Raw genomic sequence first — 21,895 nt, forward strand, 5'->3', positions numbered from 1 at the left:
GCAAAATGCTGAACGGAGTCAATAACCGAAAGTATTGCTGGCCACTTTTATTGTGGACGATTCTAATTTGTGCCTGCAAGCCCTCTGTATTGCCTCCACCAACGGATGCGGAACTGACCACGACATGGGCAGAAATGACAACTTACCTGACGCAAAACACACCTTCCAATTCACCAACATTTGCGTCCAGAGCCTTTGGATATATCGGACTTACGATGTACGAGTCGATCGTACAGGGGTATTCTGATCACCAATCAGTTGCCCCACAATTAAATGGATTGGGTTTACTGGCCCTGCCTGAAAAAGGGTTTGTTTACAATTGGCAACTTGCATTGAATGCAGGACAAGCAGAAATACTCCGATCTATTTATATACAAACCAGTGCTGCCAATAAAAAGCGAATTGACTCACTGGAAGCAGCAATTGAACAGCGATGGAGAAAACAGGTGAAAGATGAAGTGCAGCTCTCGCGATCCATTCAATATGGCAGAACCATCGCCAGGCAAATCTTTGAGTGGTCAAAAACGGATGGTGGTCACAGGGCCTATTTAAAAAACTTTGACAAGGAGTTGCCAATCCGGACATTTCCAGGCTCATGGAAGCCACCATTGTATGCCCAGTCATTCAGTCATTATCCACTTCATCCGCATTGGGGTAAAAACCGTTGTTTCCTGGTAGCGGATTCAGTGATAGAGGCACCGGTGCCGTTGCCCTATGATACGACACCCGGATCTCCGTATTTTGAACAGTTCCGTCAGGTGTATGAAAAAAATAAAATGCTTACCCTGGAGGAAAAGGAAGCCGCTATCTGGTGGGGCGATGATCCTGATGTAAGTTTTACCCCACCTGGTCACTCCTACTCATTAGGAACGATAGCAATCCGGCAGCAGCAGCCGGATCTGATCACTTGTGCAGAAACCTATGCTCGCATAGGCATTGCCGTTGCAGATGCTTTCAGAAATTGCTGGAAGTGGAAATTTCAATATTATACGGAGAGAGCCAATACCTATATACCAGAACATATTGATCCAGGCTGGGAGTCTTTCTGGCCGGATCCTCCATTTCCAGCCTTCCCTTCAGGGCATGCTATTCAAGCAGCAGCGGCAGCAACAGTTCTTACAGACTTGTATGGAGAGTCCTTTCGGTTTACGGATAGCTCACATGTGGGGAAACCGGAAGATCCAATTCGCAAAGTTGGTTTTAAAATAAGAACCTTTAACTCCTTTTGGGCTGCTGCTGAGGAAACGGCTAATTCACGTTTTTATGGAGGTATTCATGTACCCATGGATAATGAAAAAGGATTAGAGAAAGGAAAAGAAATTGGTCAAAATGTAAATCGCCTGAAATGGAAAAAATAATTGTCCTGTTGAACGGCTTAATACTGCTTGCATTTTCTCCCTTAATGGCGCAATTGAAGTTTACTGATATTAGTTCAGAAGCAGGTATCCGGCATGTATATAAAGTACATGAGGGATTGTTTGGTGGTGGTGCCTGTGTGTTTGACTTTAATAAAGATGGATGGGAAGACCTGTATATTACAGGGGGTAAAAATTCGGATCAGCTTTATAAAAACAATGGGGATGGAACGTTTAGCGAGATGCTGGAGGCATCTGGGTTAACTACTACCCGGAATTATGTTACCAATGGAGTGGCAAGTGCGGATATCAATCGGGATGGCTGGCCGGATCTGGTGGTCACTACAATGACCACCATTAAGAACCCACCTGCTATTCCGCGCGCGATTAATTTGCTGTTTTTAAATAATGGGAAAGGAGGGTTTCTGGATGTAACCAAAGAATTTGGTTTCGGAGAACTACTTTCATTTAGTACTGCTGCAAGTTTTGGCGATATCAATGCAGACGGCTGGCCGGATCTTTATATTGGTAACTATTTCAATGAGTTTACAGGTAACCTGGCGAGCATTACTGATGAAACAGTGGTAGGTGCGAATCAGATAGCTAAGGGTTATTTATTTCTTAATGAAAAAGGAAAACGATTTAGGGAAGTAGGTGCAGGGTATGGCTTGAATACAGCAGGGTTTGGATTTGGCGGGATCTTCACCGATTTTGACAATGATCGCGATCAGGATTTGTATATCAATCATGATTTTGGATATAAACGTACTCCCAACCTCATGTATGAAAATAAATACCCTTCCGTTTATTTTCAGGAAGTAGGTAAACCTACACAAATGGACTTACGGATCAACTCAATGAGTGCAGCTGCGGGTGATTTCAACAATGATGGCTGGATGGATTATTATATGACCAATATCCGGTTTAACTGGTTTATGGTAAATGAGGGGAAAGGGAAATTTTTTGTAAATCGTGTTAAGGAGTTGGGTTGTAATTATATCGCCATTAGTTGGGGTGCCAATTTTGCAGATTTTGATCAGGATGGTGATTTGGATTTATATGTAGCTAATGGCGATCTGAATCCCAATTGTAATCCCATTGGCGATTATTTTTTCGAAAATACGGGAGGTAAATTTCAGGAAATTGCAAGGCTTGTTGGCTTGCAGGATTATGGTATGGGCAGAGGCTCCGTGGTATTTGATTATGATAAAGATGGCGATCTTGATATTCTCGTAGTTAACCAGGAAGCAATTTGCCCCGAATACCCAGCAAGTTCTGTTACCCGCTTATACCGCAATGATTCGAAAACAGGGAACTGGATCTCCGTAGCGCTGCAAGGTACAGATGCAGAGTCCAACGGGATTGGCTCCCGGGTTAAACTGGTAGTCGGAAAAACCGCGATGATCCGCGAAATTGATGGCGGCGGATCCAGTCATGTTTCTCAGAATTCCATTCATGCACATTTCGGGGTAGGATCTAGTGAATTAATTGATTCTCTGATTGTGCAATGGACAGGAGGAAATACGCAGGTACTCACGAATGTGAAAGCCAACCAGTTTTTGGTGATCAGGGAAATACCAAAGCCGGTAAAAAAAATGAATTGGATGTATTGGCTGATAGGTTTTGGGGTTGTGCTGGCTGGATTTTCAGTGTGGGCGCTGCGCAAAAAAAAATCGTAGTTTCAACACTTTAAAGCAAGCAAATATGGATACACAATCCCGTCGGGAATTTATTTCGTCAAGCGGAAAACTTACAATTATGAGCGGATTTGGACTTAGCGCTGCCTCTATGGAAGGAGATACTGCCCAACTTAAGAACAAGTTTATTCATCATGTATTTTTTTGGCTTAAAAATCCTGATAGCCAGGAAGACAAACAAAAGCTGATAGCGGGTTTACAAAAACTGACCAAGGCTAAAACAATTGAATCAGCTCATATCGGTGTTCCGGCAACAACCAATCGGGAGGTGATTGAACGCAGTTATCAGGTTTCCTGGCTGCTGGTGTTTAAAAATGATGCAGATCAGGAAGTTTACCAGAGTGATCCCATACATCTCAAGTTTATTGAGGAATGCAGCATGCTTTGGGAGAAAGTGGTGGTGTACGATAGTGTTCAGGCCAAATAAAAAAAAGATTCCTGGCTGCGCTTGTTAGAAAACGGACAGTCCAGGAACTCTACCAGAAGTGATCCTCTACACCTTCCAAATTAATCGAACCGTGTAGTATTTTAAAGCACCATGATTTTGATGGCTTCACCATTTACCTGCATAACGTACATACCTTTTTGCAGTCCCTGGTGATCAAAAGCGTGACGGTTGCTATTGAAATTGATTTGTTTTACAAGTTGACCTGAGAAGGAGAACAATTTGATATTTCTTGCTTTCGACTCAGAAAATATTAATTCCGTGCGGCCAACCTGGTTGATAACACGCATGGTGCTGAAGCTTTGATTGATCCGGATAACACCTGAATAAACCATACGATCCAGGATATTTACACCACGTACGCGGTAGAATCCATTCTGTAAAGGCGTTTTGTCAATGAACGTATATTGACCGGTGCGACCATTAACCGTAGCCACCTGGCCGATTGTTTCATACTTCATACCATCTTCGGAACGCTCGATATAAAAAGTTTTAGCCTCGTGGTTATCGGCGGTAGTAAAGTTGATACGATTCTGACCGTTTTCTGCAAATCCTTTGATGCTGGTGAATTCCAGGGGAAGAGTTGCAAAGTCGTAGAAGTAACCGGTTGAAAACTGAACAAAATTATTTCGACGCTGGTTGCCATTACTTTGAAAGCTTCCAGAAGTACGGATTCGACCAGTCAGTGTAAATCCATTGGCAAGTGTAGCATCAAGAAGATACACTGAGTTATTATCACCACGGCTTACAGTATAGGTCTCCTGAATATTCCTTCCATTCAATACCAATTGATCGATGGTCATAGTGCCACGGTTATTTCCATTGTTACCAATACCCATATCTAATTGCAGGTAATTCATATTGGCCAGATCTGCACTTTTACGATTCCCTAAAAAGTTGCGGAGGTTATTAATTCTTCCATTTCCTCTGTCTTCACGACGTCCTCTGTTGTCATAAGTATCCACATTATTGGTGAATTCATCTCTTGAGGGGTTATAGCTAATTGTGAAACGGATTTCCGATTCATTTTCAAAATCAAAATCTTCACTATTTCCTCTTGCTGTTAAGTCCGGTGTCCCATAAATTACTTCAGCGTCACCTTCGTTTGGATGAAGACCCTGAAAACGTTGAGCCAATAAAGCATTTGATCTGTTAGCGGGAATAGCTCCGTTAGAGAACTGCGCCTGGCTGGAAACAGCGCATAAGATGGTCAGGAAGAGCACGAGCATGCTCTTGTAAAAAATAGTTTTCATTTCTGGTACGATTAATTGTTTAATCGGCTTTTGGTAGGACGAGGATCGATTCTGGTATAGGGTTGATAAGGCTTAATCTGTAGATCGGTCTAAGGTTTCTACCGATGACAACACAAAGGTAAACACTTAGATGAATTTTACTAAGGGTAAGCACCTATATTCGATGATAAGGCGATTTTCTTCGATGAATAGCATTTTTACCCAAAAAAAACCGTAGTTCTTCGGGCCTAACCGTATTTTCTGCAGGAATTCAGGGAGAGGGATCAACGACGTTCCAGTGCTGCTGCCGCAGCCTCATCCACCATCCAGATGGTGGATCCTTCCGTGGATTGAACAGATTGGGAAGGGTATTGGTCGATATTTCTTGGTCCTTCCAATACGTTAGCCAATGCTTTTGCTTTGCCCTCCCCGGTGGTGAGGAATAAGATACAGCTGGATCGGTTGGCGATCGGCCGGGTGATGGTTACCCGGAACATATCCTGTTGTTCCAGGAAAAAGGAACTGCACCAACGCGTGTTCTCGTGAATTACATCTGTATTTGGGAAAAGAGAAAGCGTATGAGCGTCATCTCCCATACCAAGGATTAGGAGGTCAAAGCTATGTGGTTGATTATCAAAGTACTGGTGTAGAATTTTTTCATAGGCATCGGCCGCATCAGCCGGACTATTATAATCCGTCCGCATAACATGGATTTGCTCTTCCGGGATATTCACTTTATTTAAGAGGGTGTCATAGGCCATCCTGGCATTATTGCGCTCATCTTCAAGGGGTACATACCGTTCATCTCCCCAGAATACATGGATTTTACTCCAATCAACCTGGCTTTGTAAGGGATCTTCCGCCAATAACTGGTGCAGGCGTTTGGGTGTGGAACCGCCTGATAAACAGATCGTAAACCGATCCTGTTGGCTCAGCACTTCCTTGATCCGGTGAACAATGAAATGTGCTGCTTCGGTTGCTACTGTTTCTGCATTGGAGAAAACATGGAGTTGCATATACTTTGTTTTACCAGTCGGAGCTTGTCCGCCTATGGCGGATAGCACCCGACTGGTGAGGGTTAGCGTTCTTTATGGGGTTCTGGCAGGGAAGCCCAGTTTCGGCCATCCCTTGCGATCAGGGCCTCGGAGTCTTCTGGTCCCCAGGAGCCTGGTGCATAATTCGGAAAGTCGACCGGTGGGCGTTGTTGCCAGGCTTCCAGGATAGGCATAATCACTTTCCAGGCAGCTGCCACCTGATCCTCCCGCATAAAAAGTGTAGCATTTCCTTCCATCACATCCAGGAGCAAAGTTTCATACGCTTCGGGTTCATGTTCTTCGTAAGCATCCTGGTAACTGAAAATCATATCTACCGGGCTCAGAGTCAGATCTTGTCCGGGTCGCTTGGCCTGGAACCGCAGGCGGATATCCATTTCCGGAGCAATACTGATGGTAAGGCGATTTGCTCTCCAGGTTTCAGCAGATTCCGGTGGGAAAGCATAATTCGGAGCAGCTTTGAATTGAACGGTTACGATCGTTTCCTTGTCCGCCATTCGTTTGCCCGTGCGTACATAAAATGGAACATCCTGCCAGCGCCAGTTATCGATATAAAACTTGACTGCTGCAAAGGTTTCCACCGGTGAATCGGCAGCTACATTTTTTTCCTGACGATATCCTGCCACTTCCTGGCCTTTCATCCAGCCTTCACTGTATTGGCCGCGTACTGCCATTTTATGAACGTCTTCTTTGGAAATCTTCCGGATGGCGTGCAATACATCTACTTTTTTATTCCGGATCTCGTCGGCATCGAAACTTACGGGTGCTTCCATGGCTACCATGCAAAGCAGCTGGAGGATATGGTTTTGTACCATATCCCGAAGGGCGCCGGAGCTTTCATAAAAATCGCCCCTTCCTTCTACTCCTACTGTTTCGGAAGCAGTTATCTGGATATGATCGATATAATTCCGGTTCCAGATGGGTTCAAATAGTGCATTGGCAAAACGCATTGCGAGGATATTCTGAACGGTTTCCTTTCCCAGGTAGTGATCGATCCGGTAAATCTGTTTTTCATCAAACATACCGGCGAGCAGCTTATTCAGCTCCAGGGCAGAAGCGAGATCGTGACCAAATGGTTTCTCTACAACAACACGGGTGCATTTGGTGTCTGCACAGATATTGAGCGGTCCCAGTTTGCTAACGATTCCGGGCACGAGTTGGGGTGCTACAGCCAGGTAAAAAATCACATTGGGGTGCTCTCCGTATTCAGCCTCCTTGATTTTTACGATCTCTGCAATCTTTTCATATTCCTCCTCTTTTTCGGCATCCATCTGGAGGTAGGCAACATGATTGGCGAATACCTGCCATTTTCCTCCCTGGTCATCTTTACGGCGACTGAATTGCTGAATCCCGTTAAAGAGGTGAACGCGATAAGATTCATTATCATAAGGCCGGCGGCCGATACCCACGATGTCAAATTTTTCGGGCATCCATTCATCGATAAAGAGATTATAGAGGGCAGGAGAAAGTTTACGGTGATTGAGATCACCACTTCCACCGAAGATAAAAATCAGAGAAGAGGCAGGTCTTTTATGAGTAGCAGACATGATTTTTGAGTTTGTTGAATTTGCAGTTCTCAGGTCCATTGAGTATGAAATTTCCCTTCGCGATCCACTCTTTCATAGGTATGAGCACCGAAATAATCGCGCTGGGCCTGTAAGAGGTTCAGCGGCAATCTGCCGGTAGTAAACGCATCGTAATAGCTAAGAGCTGTCATGAGTCCACCTGCCGTAAATCCATTCAATGCAGCCAGGCTTACCGTTTTCCGCAGCGAGCTGATTTGACTGGTTACAACAGTTGCGATTTTGTCATCGAGCAGCAGGTTGCTTATAGCAGGGTTTCGCAGGTAGGCTTCGTAAAAAGTTTCCAGCAAGGTAGACCGGATGATACACCCACCGCGCCATACTTTAACGGCGTTATGCAATGGAATATCCATCGACAATTCTTTGGAGGCGGTATGCAGCATGGCCAAACCCTGCACATAGGAAAGAATTACTGCTGCAAAAAGTGCTTTGCGGTAATCTTCTGCCAATGCGTTTTTATCAAGTGACAGCGATTCAGATGCGGATGCATGGGTATGTCGGCTGCTTAACTCACTGTGTAGTTTTTCAGCGGTTAAGCGATCGGTTTTTAAGGCAGAGATGGCGCGCATGGTTACGGCCATATCAATAGTAGGGATAGCAACTCCCAGGTCCATCGCGATCTGGGAAGTCCATTTACCAGTGCCTTTGGAACCTGCTTTATCAAGAATCTGATCTACCAGGTGAGTCCCTGTTTCAGGATCCATCTGTTGGAAGATGGCAGCGGTAATTTCAATGAGGTAGGATTTCAATTCGCCCTCATTCCAGGTGGTGAAGAGCTGGTGCAGTTCTTCATTGCTGAAGTTTCCACCCCGACGCAAAAGGTCGTAGGTTTCACAGATGAGCTGCATGATCGCATATTCGATGCCGTTATGCACCATTTTCACGAAATGGCCAGCAGCGCCCTTGCCCATATAATCCACGCAAGGCTCATTGTTTACTTTGGCTGCTATGGAAGAAAGGACAGGTTTCAGTTGTTGCCAGGCGGTTTCATCTCCACCAGGCATCATGGAAGGACCTGTTCGGGCACCTTCTTCGCCACCGGAAACACCGATCCCGATAAAATGGATTCCTTTGGGTTGCAGGTATTCATACCGGCGAAGTGTATCCGTATAGTAGGTATTACCACCATCAATAATGATATCGCCCTGGCTAATAAGTGGTAAGAGGCTTTCAATTACATCGTCAACGGGTTTGCCGGCGGGAACGAGAATCATGATGCGGCGGGGCAAAGAAAGTTGCGCCACCATTTCTTCCAGGGTATTCACACCTTTTACTGTGGTGCCGGGGGTGGCAGCAGCTTCAAAGTCCCGTGTTTTCTGGGAATCTTTATCAAAACCGATGGTTTTAAAGCCGTGATCGGCAACATTTAACAGGAGGTTGCGGCCCATTACACCGAGCCCTACCATACCGAAATCAAAGGTTTGGTTGTCCATTGCAGTTGGTTGGATTGGCCGCAAAGGTAAGCAGCAATGCCGAACCATTGGTCAGCATTCTCCCGAAGACTTCCGAAACCTATGCAAACGTTTTACCGGCTTTATATCCTTTGGCTGCGTAATAGAGGATATACAGATAAGCAGGAGCTGAACAAAGGAAGAAGGAAAGCTGGTTGGAGAGGCCTTGCGTATCCTTAAGCCATCCGTATAAAGGGGGCACTACTGCACCACCGGCAATGCCCATGATCAAAAAGGCAGAACCGATCTGCGTATATTTTCCAATACCGTCGATTGCCAACGGGAAGATGGCTGGCCACATAAGTGCATTCGCGAGTCCCAGTGCTGCAATCAGTAAAATAGCGGTGTATCCAGAAGCAAAATAGATACCGATGGAGATCAACAGCCCAAGAATGGCTGAATAGCGAAGTGCTCCTTGTTGGGAAAGGTATTTTGGAATCGTGAAAATGCCGATGATATAACCCAACAACATAGCGAACAGGGTATAGGAAGTAAAATATTTGGTTTCATCCAGGCTCATGCCCATTGCTTTGCCATAGGTTCCGATGGCATCACCGGCCAGTACCTCCACTCCAACATATAGAAAAAGGCAAAGTACGCCAAGGAGCAGATGTGGATAGGAAAAGACAGACGCGCGCGTAGGATTGTTACCGGAAGCTTCCTCCTTGGGTTCTTCAATTTCAGGCAATCCGGAGCGATAGGTCAGGAAGGCTAGTATAAACAGGCAGACAGCGATTACAATATAAGGTGGAATGATCCTGCCGGTAAGTTCGGTCAGCAGTTCGGATTTGAGCAAGGGATCAGAAGTTGCCAGAACCTTTTCTTCAATGGCCTGCGCATTTTTGAGCACGATGGCACCAAGTATAAGCGGACTTAGGATACCGGCAATCTTATTACAAACGCCAAGTATACTAATACGTTTGGCAGCGCTTTCAATTGGCCCGAGTATACTGGCATATGGGTTGGAAGCGGTTTGTAAAAGAGCGAGTCCGGCTCCCTGTACAAAAAGCCCAATCAGGAAGAGAGGGAAACTCCTGTCGTTGGCAGCTGGTATGAAAACCAGGGAACCCAGCGCCATTACTGCGAGGCCGAGTGCCATGCCATTTTTATAGCCGGATCTTTTCAATATCCAGGCGGAGGGGATGGCGAGGAAAAAATAGGCCATATAAAAGGCGGTAGTAACAAAGAAAGCCTGCATATCGGATTCCAGTTCGCAGGCAAGTTTTAAGAAGGGAATTAGTGTACTGTTCAACCAGGTAATAAAGCCAAAAATGAAAAACAAAACGGCGATAATTGCCAGCGCATAGGCCTGACTCTTAGGTGTTTGGGTTTGGTTCATGCTACTGTGTTCAAACCATTAAAATACAATGTTTGATATAATAAATCGTACGCAATCGATTCCGTATGTAATTTGCAGTCCTTAATGCATATATGTTGAAGAACCGGAAAGCCGCGCTGAGCTTCATTTTCATTACTCTCATTGTTGATGTAACCGGATTAGCTATAATCATACCGGTTATACCCAAATTAATAAGTGAACTGATTCATGGAAATGTTAGTGACGCAGCAGATTATGGCGGATGGTTAGGCTTTGCCTATGCAATTACACAATTCGTTTGTGCCCCGGTGTTAGGTAACCTGAGTGATAAGTATGGCAGGAGGCCGGTGTTGTTATTCTCCTTATTGGGATTTGGTATTGATTATATTCTGATGGCATTTGCTCCAACTATCGGGTGGCTGTTTGTAGGCAGAATTATAGCAGGATTGTTTGGTGCCAGTATTACTACGGCCTCTGCCTATATTGCTGACATCAGTACGCCTGAAAACAGGGCACAGAACTTTGGAATGATTGGAGCTGCATTTGGGTTGGGATTTATCATTGGACCTGTACTAGGCGGCATTTTAGGAGAATACGGAGCGCGTATACCGTTTTTTGCAGCTGCGGGCTTAAGTCTCCTGAATGCGTTGTATGGTTATTTTGTATTACCTGAATCTTTGTCGGTAGCCAACAGGCGAAAGTTTGAATGGAAGCGGGCAAATCCACTGGGATCGTTCAAACAACTGCGCAAATATCCGGAGGTGTCCGGGCTTGTTATATCGCTGGTATTGATTTATGTAGCAGCGCATGCGGTGCAAACGACCTGGACCTATTATAATATAGAAAAGTTTGGGTGGTCAGAGCAAATGATCGGGTATTCACTGGGGTTGGTGGGATTGATGGTGGCCCTGGTGCAGGGAGGTTTGATCAGGATAATAATGCCAAAGCTTGGGTATCAGCGAAGTATTTATACCGGATTATTTCTGTATAGCCTTGGTTTTCTGCTATTCGCTTTTGCTACGGAGACCTGGATGATGTTTGTTTTTTCTGTAGTGTATTGCCTGGGGGGCATAACGATGCCATCCATACAAGGGTATATATCTACAGTGGTTCCTCCCAGTGAACAGGGCGAATTGCAAGGCGGACTAACCAGCCTGATGAGCGCCACTTCCATTGTTGGCCCACTCCTGATGACCAGGTTGTTTTCTTTTTTTACGAAAACCGGCACACCGTTGTATTTTCCCGGAGCTCCCTTCCTGGCCGCTGCTGTATTGGTATTGATAAGCGGACTGCTGGCAAGAAAAGCTTAGAATAAGGATACATTTGGCGGAACCAGTAATATAGTCTAGCTTTGCCGCGTTATTGAGTTATTGATCCCGGTTAGGATCGAGTTATTCTGCTACGCAAATTCTGCTATCTGATTTCTCCCGCCCGTATCGTATCGCTCATTTTTTATTATCATTTTTTTATTTACATGAACATTTACGTTTCAAACCTGAGCTTCAATGTTGAAGACGAAGACCTGAGAGAATTTTTCGCTGAGTATGGCGAAGTAACATCTGCCCGTGTTATCATGGACAAATTCACCAACAAGAGCCGTGGTTTCGGTTTTGTTGAAATGTCTGATGATGCAGCTGCCCAGAAAGCAATCGCTGAACTGGATGGTGGTATGGTAGAAGGTCGTGCTATCCGCGTAACTGTTGCCAAGCCTCGTGAAGAGCGCAGCAACAACGGTGGTGGTGGTAACCGTCGTTCTTTCAGCAACAGCGGAAGCCGCTGGTAATCTGATTTAACCGGTCAGGTTAACCTGACCGGTTATTCTTTCTCATTTATTCTACGATGCGTTCCATACGTGTCAGTTTTCCTTCCACGTTAACTCCTTCCACAATTATTCTCCAGCGTTTTGTGATATCGTTGTTATAAACGGTAAACAGAATTCTTCGGTTGTCTTTATCCGTTATAATAAAGGGGTTCCAGAATAGTGTAGTGCGGTTGTCTGCCTGGTCGTGTCGTTGATCATAACGCATGTAATCAGGAGAATAAAATTCTTTTTGAGGCACATATCCCGGAATGGTGGCAAAGTTTAATCCTTTAATATTATCATTGGCAGCCGCACCTTTTTTGGTATATACAGCGATAGCACCTCCGCTACCACCGCCAGGAGCACCAAGGAAGGGCGGTCTGAATACTTTTACCATGGCAATATCGGTCATTGGAATATTCTGTACCATCGATAAATCACTGATCATCTCATTCAAAAAGAGAGAAGGAACTCCACCTCTCCAGCTCATCGACATATTTGTGCCCATGCCTGAAATCTGTAGTCCCGCCACTCTGCCCTGCAGGTATTGCAGCACGGTCATGGCTCCTCTTCCAGCCGGGTCATCTTCAACGATAAACGTATAATCATTTTGCCCGCGGAATAATCCGGAAGTATACTCTTCCTCCATTTTTTCCTGTTTGGATTTAACTTTTGCAGTTACAGTTACACCTTCCAGGGTTTGAACTTTACGTGCGGCTTCTGCTGCAGCGAGATTTTTTTCTCCCATCAGCAAGGATTTTTCAATTGCTTTCGGATCCAGCCTGGTAAATACAGGAACCGGTCTGCCGGCTGTGGAGAAGGGAATTGCGCCCGGTAAAAAGGCGGGTTTGACATCAACCAGCGCTTTGGTGGTCAGCAATTTGTTTTTATCATTATTGAACTGGTAGTAGAGTTTGGCAGTATCATAAAAGACCATACCTCCCAGTTTGAAATTCCCATCATTGGCAACCGGAATGGAAAGGAATTGCTGTCCGCCTCCTTTTAGTGTAAGGATACCTGTTAGTTCCTGATTGGTAAGTTCACTTTTGGTGAGGCCACTTACTTTACCAATTGCAGTGATGTAATCTTCTGGTTTGTGTTTAATTTCTGGAAATTTTCCAGCCAGCACCTCTTCCCATTTGAAACGGCGCCATCCATTGGTCATCATAACGAGGTCCAGGTGCCTTGCTACTGAATCAGCTTCGCTGGAAAAATAATAACCTGGTTGATGGATATACCCTTTCAGATCAGGGCTGAGCAATAAACCGGAGTAAATATCTTCTTCGCCCTTTTGAACCGGGTTGATATCCGCATCAGTTATGGACAAGGAGAGATTACATTGAATTTCGTCTGGAACATCAATCTGGATTACACTTCGATCCCGCTTGGTCATTCCTTTCAGGGGCACATTCAGATCGGTAATGAAATAATAATCCTGGCGGTTTACAAACACAATCCGTTCTGCCAGTGGTTTATTATCCTCTGTGAACAGCGTTACCTGTACAATACCGGCAGGTACATTTTCAATAGGAATAATAGCTTTCACCTCTGCGGATTTTGTCAGGTTGACCTTAGCACGATAAATCATTTGTTGCTGGGTTTGTGCCACCACCTGCACTGCTTCTATTGCCGGATTTTCTCCATCCTTTCTTTTCACACTGTATTGAATGCCGGCCAGGTTGTTTTCAAGTTTCAGCACAACCCCTTGGGACTTACTGGCTGGCAGGTTTTTTTGCTGCATTTTTCCGACGGGATCTTTCCAGCTGGCTTTATAGGATTCACCTGCCAGGGGTGTTAGTTCAAAGAATCCCATACCATTATGAGTGGAGGAGAAACTGGCTACTTTAGTCCCCTTTGAGTTCTGAATATCCCCGTTAATGGTAATTGGTAGTCCTCTTTTATCAGTTGCTTTGAAAGCCACCCGGGAGGGAACACCCTGCACCAGGTCGCCGCCTTCGGGAAAGAAATCAAGGAAAAACTGAGGTGTATTGGTGGCTGCAGGTTTTGCCGTAGCGCCCGCATTGGCTGCGGGTTGTAAAACCGGAATCGCTTTTGTATAAAGGAAGGAGGAATCGAAATTGAGCATCCAGCGGGTATAGGCCCGAACGTACACAATGGAATCCTTCAGGTTTTCGGGCAGATCGAAAGCGGCGGCGGCACCACCGATTGCAATAGGGCTGATGCGCCGGTCGAGAATTTTTCCTCCCGCGTCAATCAGTTCCGTGTAGAGGTTATTACTAATGGTGGTGATGGTTGAGCCCACCATTATATAAGCTTTCAGCCAAATAGTTTCCCCGGGGGTATAGGCTGCTTTATCGTATTGTACATAGATTTTTTCCTGGGGGTATTCATTATCCAGTTTAATCAGGATGGAGTCAATCACTTGGGCGTTGGCTCCGAGGGAGCAGGAAATTACCATTGCCAGTACGGCCAGAAATCTGTAGTTCAGTAGCTTCATAATCGGTAAACTTCAAGAAGGCTCAATATCCTTAATTTTTTTTTGCCTTCCTACATTTGCCAAATTAAAGAAAATGTATGAGTACGTTAATTCAGGAATTTAATGATTACCGGACGAGAATGAATGAGGTCATCCTCAGTAAGAATAACCTGGTAATGAAAAGACTGTGGAATCTTGATACCAATACTTACGATGAGGGGGCGCTGGATAAGAAAACCAAGGAAATGCTGGGATTGGTAGCCAGTATGGTATTGCGCTGTGACGACTGTATAAAATATCACCTGGGAAAAAGTTTCGAGCTCGGGGTAACCACGGAGCAGGTATATGAAGTATTTGCGGTAGCCAATATTGTTGGAGGTACGATTGTAATTCCGCATACCCGGAGAGCCGCTGAATATTGGGAGGAGTTGGTGAAAGCATCAGAAGGATCAGGTAAAAACCAATAAGATCGCTACCCGGATACCGTTGAAATTACCCTTAATTTCAGGGCAACAAACGATATTCTGATGCCAGTTTCAGTCCTTTCGAAATTCTCGGCCTGTATAGGCGGGCTTGCCCTGTGTATTTCATTGCAAGCCCAGGTGTATACGCCTGCTCCAGCCAACCTGGAAGCCAGAAAAACATTTCAGGACAACAAATACGGATTGTTCATCCATTGGGGTTTGTCGAGCATGCTGGGCGATGGAGAGTGGGTAATGAATAACCGGAATATCAAGGTAGAAGATTACAAACGATTGTTGCCGGCATTTTATCCCGCACAGTTTGATGCGGATAAGTGGGTGCAGACAGCCAGGAATGCCGGGATGAAATACATCGTATTCATTACACGACACCACGATGGATTTTCCAATTGGGATACCAAACAATCGGATTGGAAAATCACCAATACTCCCTTTAAGCGGGATGTGTTGAAAGAACTGGCGGCTGCCTGTAAAAAGGAAGGGATTAAGCTGGGTTTGTATTATTCCACGCTTGACTGGTACCGGGATGATTATCCGCATGAAACCGGCCGTACCGGACAAGGAACAGGGCGTACCGGAAAGGGAAATTATGCATCTTACCTGCAGTTTATGAAGAACCAGCTCACCGAATTGCTGACGAATTATGGAGAGATTATGTCAATCTGGTTTGATGGGCATTGGGATCAGACCAATCCGGAAGGAGCACATGACAGGAGTTCGCGTATAGATTGGCGTTATGAAGAGATATATGGATTGATTCATTCCCTTCAACCGCAATGTATGATTGGGAATAATCATCACCTGACTCCCTTACCTGGAGAAGATTTCCAGATGTTTGAACGGGATTTACCCGGTGAGAATAAATCGGGCTTGAGTTTCCAGGAAGCTTCGCAGGAAGTACCGCTGGAGACCTGTGAAACCATCAATGGTGCCTGGGGATATAATATTACAGACCGAAAGTATAAGACAGTAAGCCAGGTGATTCAATTACTGGTGGGTGCTGCGGGAAGAAATGCCAATCTCTTGTTGAATGTAGGTCCCATGCCTAACGGGCAAATACAACCGGAGTTTACTGATACCCTGGCTGCAGCAGGAAAATGGCTGGAGAAATATGGTGAAACCATTTATGGAACACGTGGGGGGCCGATAGCGCCGCAGCCCTGGGGAGTGAGCACACAGAAGGGCAGAAAAATTTATCTGCATGTTTTCAAACAGCCCTATGGAAACATGATACTGTTACCAGGATTTAAAGAGAAAGTAAAGCAGGTACAGGTATTTATCAATCGAGAGCCGGTAAAGTTTAAGCAGCAGGCGGAAGGGTTGATACTACAATCCGAAGGAATTTCATTTGATGGTGCAGATGAAGTTATAGAGATAGAACTGCGTTAAGCAATGACTGCAAGAAGAAAATTTCTGCAAACAGCCTCTTTGCTGGGTCTGGGATGGATTTTTCCAGAAAAGATGGTGCCTGGCAGGGTAGCTGATGGGCCTGTCCTCTCAGATAGCAGGGTTTTCTGGTATGAATTATTAACTAAAATAGCTATTCCCATACTCGATCCAATGAGCAGGGGACAGTTAAAGGCAAGTATGCAGTTAGAATACAGTCCTGCCTGGGATGGTCGTGATAAAACGGTGGCCTATATGGAAGCATTTGGACGATTGATAGCAGGGCTCACACCCTGGCTGGCCCTGCCTCAGGATGAGACACCGGAGGGAAAGTTGCGTACTAAAATATTGGAGCTTCTGTTGAAATCGCATACTCACGCTGTTAATCCTGCTGCCAAGGATTATCTGACCTGGCATAAAGAAGGACAGCCACTGGTAGATGCGGCTTTTATTGCCCATAGTTTTCTTCGGGCACCCAAACAAACCTGGGAGCCGCTGGACAGCATTACCAAAAAACGGTATATCGAACATTTTATATCTCTTCGAAGGGTAAAAACTCCGTATAACAACTGGTTGCTGTTTGCTGCGATGCTGGAAACATTTTTGTTTTCAATTGGAGAAGCATACGATCCTTCCCGAATAGATTTTGCATTACGTAAACATGAGGAATGGTATGCCGGAGACGGGTGGTTTAAAGATGGACCGGTATTTCATTTCGATTATTATAACAGTTATGTGATCCATCCGATGTTACTGGATATCCTTTCCGTATTACAGGTACAGGGAAAACAAATGGAAGAAAAGTATAGGCTTGAACTTAAAAGAATGCAGCGCTATTCTACATTCTTAGAGCGGTTGATTTCTCCTGAGGGAACATTTCCTGCATTTGGAAGGTCGATCACGTATCGGTTGGGGGCATTCCAACCACTATCACAGCTGGCACTAATGGATCAATTGCCGGATGGGGTTTCGAAAGGGCAGGTAAGAGCCGCTTTGTCGGCTGTTGCAAATCGTATGTTTGGAGTGGAGGGGAATTTTTCAGACAAGGGTTATCTGAGATTGGGGTTTGCAGGCCATCAACCTGCTATCGCTGATTCTTATTCTAATTCAGGAAGTATGTATCTGACTTCTTTAGGATTTCTTCACCTCGGCTTACCGGCGGATCATGCATTCTGGACAGCCCCAGCGGAAGACTGGACCTCCCGAAAAGCCTGGTCAGGGCAACCCTTCAATAAAGATTATGCGGTCAATTTTTAACTATTCCATTTTCTTCTTCCTGTCGCCGTTCCTCCTTTCCTCCATTCCTCCATTCCTCTTTTCCTCCATTCCTCCCCTTCCATACTCACCTTTTATGCTCCACCAGTTCACCATCTATAAGTATGTTTTGAGGTGCAGGTTGCTGGTCTTCCGGTGCTTCGATTAACTGAAGCAAAATTTCAGCGGCCTTGATGCCTTGTTTTCGGGGGTATTGTTCAATAGAAGCCATGGGGGGACTTTCCAGGTAGTTCGTGATAGGCAGGTTGGCATAACTGACGAAAAAGATATCCTTATTGTTTTTTATTTTTTTGGATTTGCAGTATTGAATGGCATCCAGTGCAACATAATCATTGATCGCCAAAACGGCTGTGGGTGGCTGTTTCAGGCTAAGCAGACTCTCCATTGCTTCGGCTGTGCCTTCGCGTGTGAGATTGCAATAGGCAACCAGGGTGAGGTCAATTTTAAGTCGTTTTTTCTGCAACACTTCCATATAGGTATCCGTTCTTTCCTTGGAAGATTTCATTTCTTTCGGGCCATTAATGATACCAATCCGCCGATGCCCCTTTTCCATCAGGTAGGTGATTGCCTGGTGTGTACCCTGGGGCATATTAAAAGCAACTTTGTTATAAGCGTTGGAGGCTGGTACGCGGTCAAAGAAAACAACAGGAATTCCATATTTTTCAAGTACTGCAAAATGATCCAGGTTCTTGGTGTGTTTGGAAAGAGAAACAATGATGCCGTCAACCCGCTGGTTTTTCATTGCAGTTAGAATGGCTATTTCCCGCTCTACATTATCCTGGGACTGTCCGATCAGCACATTGTATTTATGCTGCATGGCAAGTTCTTCAATACCACTGATGGCGCCTGCAAAAAAATCTTCAATCAGGTAAGGAAGAATTACGCCAATTGTAAAGGTTTTTCGTTGTTTGAAGAAAATAGCGGTCTGATTGGGTTCATAGCCTAATTCCCTCGCAAGTTCCTGCACCCTGGTTTTAGTTCTCAGGCCGATACTGGGATGATCATGTAAGGCGCGGGAGACAGTTGAAACCGAGATTTTCAGCTGTTTGGCAATTTCTTTGATCGTTGGTACCTTACTCATGTTTGGAAGTGGGTTCGAATCCTAAAAATAACCATAAATAAACGAAACCGAAGGCGGTTTAAATTGTAATATTGTTCCTGGTTTTTCGCCTCTGATAGCAGCAGTAAATTTTTTACAAAATGAACTTATTTCAACCTGACTGCTACTTCTTACACATAGTATTTCCAACATCAAATATTAAATCAGTTTAACCTTATAACATATGAGAAAGCTTCTCCGGATTTCTAGTGCATTTATTATACTGGTCAGTTGTAACAATGCTACAGACCAATCAGTGAGCAGTGGCGTGCCATTGATTGACAGTATTCAGTCTTCCACTAATCATTACTGTTATGAAAATGCAGTTGGAACGGATTCCATCCGTCTACGTATTGACCTGGTTGGTACTGATGTGTCTGGTGAATTGCTCTATGCCATACGCGGTAAAGACAGAAACGAAGGTTCTGTAAACGGAGAATGGTTTGGCGATACATTATTACTTGACTATATGTATCAGTCGGAGGGAAGTTTATCATCCCGCCAGGTTGTATTTATTAAACAGGATAGTTTATTGGTAGAAGGATACGGTGCCAGTGAGGAAGTGGATGGAAAACTGCGTTTTGTCAACAGGACTCAACTTTCCTTTGGATCCGGGATTAAATTAAAGGAAGTGAATTGTGATGAACCCAATGCTGCTTCCAGTACGGGTGCATCAAACACCCCAATCCAGGTGGAACAGGGTAGTGAAGTGTTGTATATGTACCGGTGGGAGTTAAAAGAGCTGAATGGTGCCTCCATAGAGGAAGCCAAGCGGGGTCAGTTTTTTATACTCTTTACACCTGGTCAGGTTGGCAGGGTTTCAGGAAAAGGTGGTTGTAACCGGATTACCGGCAATGTTGAATTGTTGGAAAACAGGGGTTTGAAATTTGGGGCAATTGCCAGTACCAAAATGGCTTGTCCGGATATGGAGCAGGAAGCAATTTTCCTGAAAACACTTGCTGAAGTAAATCAATGGAAGATTGTAAACAATGTGTTATACCTGCAAAAGGATGGCTCTAATCTGGCATTATTCCAGTCTGTTACAAACAAATAATATGGCAAAACATAGTGTATGGCTAGCAGGATTGCTGCTGTTTTTTATTGAACTACCTGCCCAATCGCTTCAAGCCGGTTTTGATAAGGCAGAATATGAGGAGTTGCTAAAAGTTTCAGTTCGAACAGCAAAGGCAAAAGCCTATGCCGATACTTTCCCGGAGCCTCAGCGTTTTCAGATGGTATATGAATCGCCTGTGATGGGATTGGAAAATCTTTGGGATTTATGGACAGACAACAATGGGCAGGCGGTGATCAGTGTAAGAGGTACCACCACCAATATGGATAGCTGGCTTGCGAATATTTATGCAGCCATGGTTCCTGCCAGGGGCGCGCTCCAGTTGGAGGAAGGATATAATTTTGATTACCAGTTGGCCTCACATCCCCAGGCGGCCGTTCATGTGGGCTGGTTGCTGGCAACCGGCTACCTGGTCCGGGATATCTTACCAAAACTTGATTCAACCTACCGGTCGGGTACTAAAAATATCCTGATTATGGGGCATAGCCAGGGGGGAGGAATTGCGTATCTGCTGACGGCCCATTTATACAGTTTGCAACAATCGGGGAAATTACCGGCGGATATACGTTTTAAAACCTACTGCAGTGCCGGACCAAAACCTGGTAATCTGTATTTCGCGTATGATTATGAAGCCATGACCTATGGGGGATGGGCATTTAATGTGGTGAATGCGGCCGACTGGGTGCCGGAGGTTCCACTTTCTATACAAACGATCCAGGATTTCAACACAACTAATCCTTTTACCAATGCCAAATCCCTGATCAGGAAGCAGAAATTTCCGGATAAACTGGTCTTGAAATATGTTTACAACCGGCTGAGTAAGCCTAGCATTCGGGCGCAGCGGAATTACCAGAAATACCTGGGTAAACATACTTCCAAAATAGTAGGAAAAAAATTGAATGGATTCCAGGCTCCAGGATATTATAATTCAAATCATTACGTTCGAACAGGTACTACTATCGTATTGCATCCGGATGAAGAATACAGGGCGCGCTGGCAGGATAGTGAAACGGATATGTTTGTGCATCACCTGCACAGCCCTTATCTTTTCCTGCTACATAAACTTCCTTGATTTTACCCGTCGGGTACCCGACGGGTGGATGGATCGAAAAACCTAACTTTGCGGATTATTTGAGGATATGAGTACAATTGAAGCGGCCCCGGCACCAATACCGGGATTGACACCCAAAGATTTTGCAACAGACCAGGAAGTGCGCTGGTGCCCCGGATGCGGGGATTATTCTATCCTGGCCCAGGTGCAGAAAGTGATGCCCGGAATTGGTGTTCCAAGAGAAAATATTGTCATTATCTCCGGCATTGGGTGCAGCAGCCGTTTCCCCTATTACATGAATACCTATGGAATGCATTCCATTCATGGCAGAGCCACTGCCATTGCGAGTGGATTAAAGGCTACCCGCCCGGAACTGAGTGTTTGGATTGTAACCGGAGATGGGGATGGATTGAGTATCGGAGGGAATCATACCATCCATTTGTTGCGCCGCAATTTTGATGTAAATATCCTGCTCTTTAACAACCAGATTTACGGTCTGACCAAGGGGCAGTATTCGCCCACTTCGGAGGAGCATAAAATTACCAAGAGTACGCCATTTGGGTCAATTGATCATCCTTTTAACCCACTTGCCCTGGCAATGGGTGCGGATGCCAGTTTTGTTGCCCGGAGCATGGATCGTGATCCCAAGCACTTACAGGAAATGCTGATCCGCAGTCATGCACATAAAGGTTCTTCTTTCCTGGAAATCTACCAGAACTGTAATATTTTCAACGACGGTGCCTTTGAAATTTTTACTGAGAAATCAACCAAACAGGAGCAGGCCCTTTTCCTGGAACAGGGTAAGCCGCTATTGTTTGGCGCAAATAAAGACAAGGGCATAAAGCTGGATGGATTGAAACCTGTTCTGGTAGACCTGAATGAAGGATTCAGTGCCGAGGATTGCTGGATTCATGATGAAAGAGATTTTTACAAAGCCCAGATCCTGGTTCGTCTCTTTGATGATCCCCGGATTGAAGGACATATGCCAAGGCCATTCGGCGTTTTCTATGAAACGGATCGTGCCTGTTATGAAGATATAATGGCAATGCAGATTGAAGAGGCAATTTCGCTTAAGGGTAGCGGTGATCTTGACCGCCTGTTACGTGGTTCAGAAGTTTGGACCATTCAATAATCAGTCTATTATATAGTATAAAAAATA

At 45.0% G+C, this 21,895-nt stretch carries 18 protein-coding genes; 11 read left to right on the forward strand and 7 right to left on the reverse strand.

What is annotated here, in order from left to right; translation table 11 throughout:
* Positions 1–5 precede the first annotated feature (5 nt).
* From MD536_RS11995 to MD536_RS12005, 3 genes are all read left to right on the forward strand, one after another.
* Positions 6–1,358 carry a vanadium-dependent haloperoxidase gene (locus MD536_RS11995; protein WP_239599699.1) on the forward strand — a complete coding sequence of 451 codons (1,353 nt, stop codon included), beginning with the start codon at positions 6–8 and terminating at the stop codon, positions 1,356–1,358.
* On the forward strand, positions 1,346–3,034 hold the full coding sequence (locus MD536_RS12000; RefSeq protein ID WP_239599714.1) for a CRTAC1 family protein: 1,689 nt from the start codon (positions 1,346–1,348) through the stop codon (positions 3,032–3,034). The genes MD536_RS11995 and MD536_RS12000 overlap by 13 nt, the downstream gene beginning before the upstream one ends.
* 79 nt (positions 3,035–3,113) lie before the next feature.
* Positions 3,114–3,479 carry a Dabb family protein gene (locus MD536_RS12005; RefSeq protein WP_239599717.1) on the forward strand — a complete coding sequence of 122 codons (366 nt, stop codon included), beginning with the start codon at positions 3,114–3,116 and terminating at the stop codon, positions 3,477–3,479.
* A gap of 101 nt (positions 3,480–3,580) precedes the next feature.
* On the opposite strand, the gene MD536_RS12010 is transcribed toward MD536_RS12005, so the two are convergent.
* The 5 genes from MD536_RS12010 to MD536_RS12030 form a co-directional block, all read right to left on the reverse strand.
* Positions 3,581–4,750: a T9SS type A sorting domain-containing protein gene (locus tag MD536_RS12010; RefSeq protein ID WP_239599719.1), complete on the reverse strand. Its 1,170-nt coding sequence runs from the start codon at positions 4,748–4,750 to the stop codon at positions 3,581–3,583.
* A gap of 263 nt (positions 4,751–5,013) precedes the next feature.
* Complete coding sequence (gene pgl / locus MD536_RS12015; protein WP_239599722.1) at positions 5,014–5,745, reverse strand: 6-phosphogluconolactonase; 732 nt, start codon at positions 5,743–5,745, stop codon at positions 5,014–5,016.
* A gap of 62 nt (positions 5,746–5,807) precedes the next feature.
* On the reverse strand, positions 5,808–7,328 hold the full coding sequence (gene zwf, locus MD536_RS12020) for a glucose-6-phosphate dehydrogenase (RefSeq protein WP_239599725.1): 1,521 nt from the start codon (positions 7,326–7,328) through the stop codon (positions 5,808–5,810).
* Positions 7,329–7,357: 29 nt separating this feature from the next.
* Entirely contained in the window at positions 7,358–8,797 is a 1,440-nt protein-coding gene (gene gnd, locus MD536_RS12025) for an NADP-dependent phosphogluconate dehydrogenase (RefSeq protein WP_239599728.1), read from the reverse strand.
* A gap of 79 nt (positions 8,798–8,876) precedes the next feature.
* On the reverse strand, positions 8,877–10,154 hold the full coding sequence (locus tag MD536_RS12030) for a sugar MFS transporter (RefSeq protein WP_239599743.1): 1,278 nt from the start codon (positions 10,152–10,154) through the stop codon (positions 8,877–8,879).
* Positions 10,155–10,246: 92 nt separating this feature from the next.
* Here MD536_RS12030 and MD536_RS12035 point away from each other — a divergent pair, with 92 nt between their 5' ends.
* Both MD536_RS12035 and rbp read left to right on the forward strand, forming a co-directional pair.
* The gene (locus MD536_RS12035) at positions 10,247–11,443 is read left to right on the forward strand and encodes a TCR/Tet family MFS transporter (protein ID WP_239599746.1); all 1,197 of its coding nucleotides are present in this window, start codon (positions 10,247–10,249) and stop codon (positions 11,441–11,443) included.
* A 164-nt stretch (positions 11,444–11,607) separates the two neighbouring features.
* Positions 11,608–11,916 (forward strand): RNA-binding regulator, encoded by a 309-nt coding sequence (rbp, locus tag MD536_RS12040; RefSeq protein WP_234866546.1) that lies wholly within the window; start codon positions 11,608–11,610, stop codon positions 11,914–11,916.
* A gap of 46 nt (positions 11,917–11,962) precedes the next feature.
* Here the strand turns inward: rbp and MD536_RS12045 are convergent, their stop codons facing one another.
* Entirely contained in the window at positions 11,963–14,392 is a 2,430-nt protein-coding gene (locus tag MD536_RS12045) for a hypothetical protein (RefSeq protein ID WP_239599749.1), read from the reverse strand.
* A gap of 77 nt (positions 14,393–14,469) precedes the next feature.
* Between MD536_RS12045 and MD536_RS12050 the strand changes: the two genes are divergently transcribed.
* From MD536_RS12050 to MD536_RS12060, 3 genes are read left to right on the forward strand one after another with little or no spacing between them, the layout of a single operon-like run.
* Positions 14,470–14,838, forward strand: coding sequence for a carboxymuconolactone decarboxylase family protein (locus tag MD536_RS12050; protein WP_239599765.1), 369 nt, complete (start codon positions 14,470–14,472; stop codon positions 14,836–14,838).
* Between the two features lie 60 nt (positions 14,839–14,898).
* The gene (locus MD536_RS12055) at positions 14,899–16,242 is read left to right on the forward strand and encodes an alpha-L-fucosidase (RefSeq protein WP_239599775.1); all 1,344 of its coding nucleotides are present in this window, start codon (positions 14,899–14,901) and stop codon (positions 16,240–16,242) included.
* A 3-nt stretch (positions 16,243–16,245) separates the two neighbouring features.
* Positions 16,246–17,496, forward strand: coding sequence for a DUF2264 domain-containing protein (locus MD536_RS12060; RefSeq protein ID WP_239599776.1), 1,251 nt, complete (start codon positions 16,246–16,248; stop codon positions 17,494–17,496).
* Between the two features lie 85 nt (positions 17,497–17,581).
* On the opposite strand, the gene MD536_RS12065 is transcribed toward MD536_RS12060, so the two are convergent.
* On the reverse strand, positions 17,582–18,595 hold the full coding sequence (locus tag MD536_RS12065) for a LacI family DNA-binding transcriptional regulator (protein WP_239599777.1): 1,014 nt from the start codon (positions 18,593–18,595) through the stop codon (positions 17,582–17,584).
* A gap of 202 nt (positions 18,596–18,797) precedes the next feature.
* Between MD536_RS12065 and MD536_RS12070 the strand changes: the two genes are divergently transcribed.
* The 3 genes from MD536_RS12070 to MD536_RS12080 all read left to right on the forward strand — a co-directional run bounded on the left by MD536_RS12070 (position 18,798) and on the right by MD536_RS12080 (position 21,868).
* Positions 18,798–19,667: an META domain-containing protein gene (locus MD536_RS12070; protein WP_239599778.1), complete on the forward strand. Its 870-nt coding sequence runs from the start codon at positions 18,798–18,800 to the stop codon at positions 19,665–19,667.
* Position 19,668: 1 nt separating this feature from the next.
* Complete coding sequence (locus MD536_RS12075) at positions 19,669–20,757, forward strand: lipase family protein (protein ID WP_239599779.1); 1,089 nt, start codon at positions 19,669–19,671, stop codon at positions 20,755–20,757.
* 67 nt (positions 20,758–20,824) lie between these two features.
* A complete protein-coding gene (locus tag MD536_RS12080) occupies positions 20,825–21,868 on the forward strand; it encodes a 2-oxoacid:ferredoxin oxidoreductase subunit beta (protein WP_239599780.1) in 1,044 nt (347 codons plus the stop codon).
* The last annotated feature ends 27 nt before the right edge of the window (positions 21,869–21,895 follow it).

It is taken from the genome of Flavihumibacter cheonanensis, assembly GCF_022352215.1.
In the GTDB taxonomy this organism is placed as follows: Bacteria; Bacteroidota; Bacteroidia; order Chitinophagales; family Chitinophagaceae; genus Flavihumibacter; species Flavihumibacter cheonanensis.

Bases quoted from the DNA above. Each gene is read 5' to 3' on its own strand.
- MD536_RS11995 (WP_239599699.1), top strand. From the start codon at position 6: ATGCTGAACGGAGTCAATAACCGAAAGTATTGCTGGCCACTTTTATTG.
- MD536_RS12000 (WP_239599714.1), top strand. From the start codon at position 1,346: ATGGAAAAAATAATTGTCCTGTTGAACGGCTTAATACTGCTTGCATTT.
- MD536_RS12005 (WP_239599717.1), top strand. From the start codon at position 3,114: ATGAGCGGATTTGGACTTAGCGCTGCCTCTATGGAAGGAGATACTGCC.
- MD536_RS12010 (WP_239599719.1), bottom strand. From the start codon at position 4,750: ATGAAAACTATTTTTTACAAGAGCATGCTCGTGCTCTTCCTGACCATC.
- pgl (WP_239599722.1), bottom strand. From the start codon at position 5,745: ATGCAACTCCATGTTTTCTCCAATGCAGAAACAGTAGCAACCGAAGCA.
- zwf (WP_239599725.1), bottom strand. From the start codon at position 7,328: ATGTCTGCTACTCATAAAAGACCTGCCTCTTCTCTGATTTTTATCTTC.
- gnd (WP_239599728.1), bottom strand. From the start codon at position 8,797: ATGGACAACCAAACCTTTGATTTCGGTATGGTAGGGCTCGGTGTAATG.
- MD536_RS12030 (WP_239599743.1), bottom strand. From the start codon at position 10,154: ATGAACCAAACCCAAACACCTAAGAGTCAGGCCTATGCGCTGGCAATT.
- MD536_RS12035 (WP_239599746.1), top strand. From the start codon at position 10,247: ATGTTGAAGAACCGGAAAGCCGCGCTGAGCTTCATTTTCATTACTCTC.
- rbp (WP_234866546.1), top strand. From the start codon at position 11,608: ATGAACATTTACGTTTCAAACCTGAGCTTCAATGTTGAAGACGAAGAC.
- MD536_RS12045 (WP_239599749.1), bottom strand. From the start codon at position 14,392: ATGAAGCTACTGAACTACAGATTTCTGGCCGTACTGGCAATGGTAATT.
- MD536_RS12050 (WP_239599765.1), top strand. From the start codon at position 14,470: ATGAGTACGTTAATTCAGGAATTTAATGATTACCGGACGAGAATGAAT.
- MD536_RS12055 (WP_239599775.1), top strand. From the start codon at position 14,899: ATGCCAGTTTCAGTCCTTTCGAAATTCTCGGCCTGTATAGGCGGGCTT.
- MD536_RS12060 (WP_239599776.1), top strand. From the start codon at position 16,246: ATGACTGCAAGAAGAAAATTTCTGCAAACAGCCTCTTTGCTGGGTCTG.
- MD536_RS12065 (WP_239599777.1), bottom strand. From the start codon at position 18,595: ATGAGTAAGGTACCAACGATCAAAGAAATTGCCAAACAGCTGAAAATC.
- MD536_RS12070 (WP_239599778.1), top strand. From the start codon at position 18,798: ATGAGAAAGCTTCTCCGGATTTCTAGTGCATTTATTATACTGGTCAGT.
- MD536_RS12075 (WP_239599779.1), top strand. From the start codon at position 19,669: ATGGCAAAACATAGTGTATGGCTAGCAGGATTGCTGCTGTTTTTTATT.
- MD536_RS12080 (WP_239599780.1), top strand. From the start codon at position 20,825: ATGAGTACAATTGAAGCGGCCCCGGCACCAATACCGGGATTGACACCC.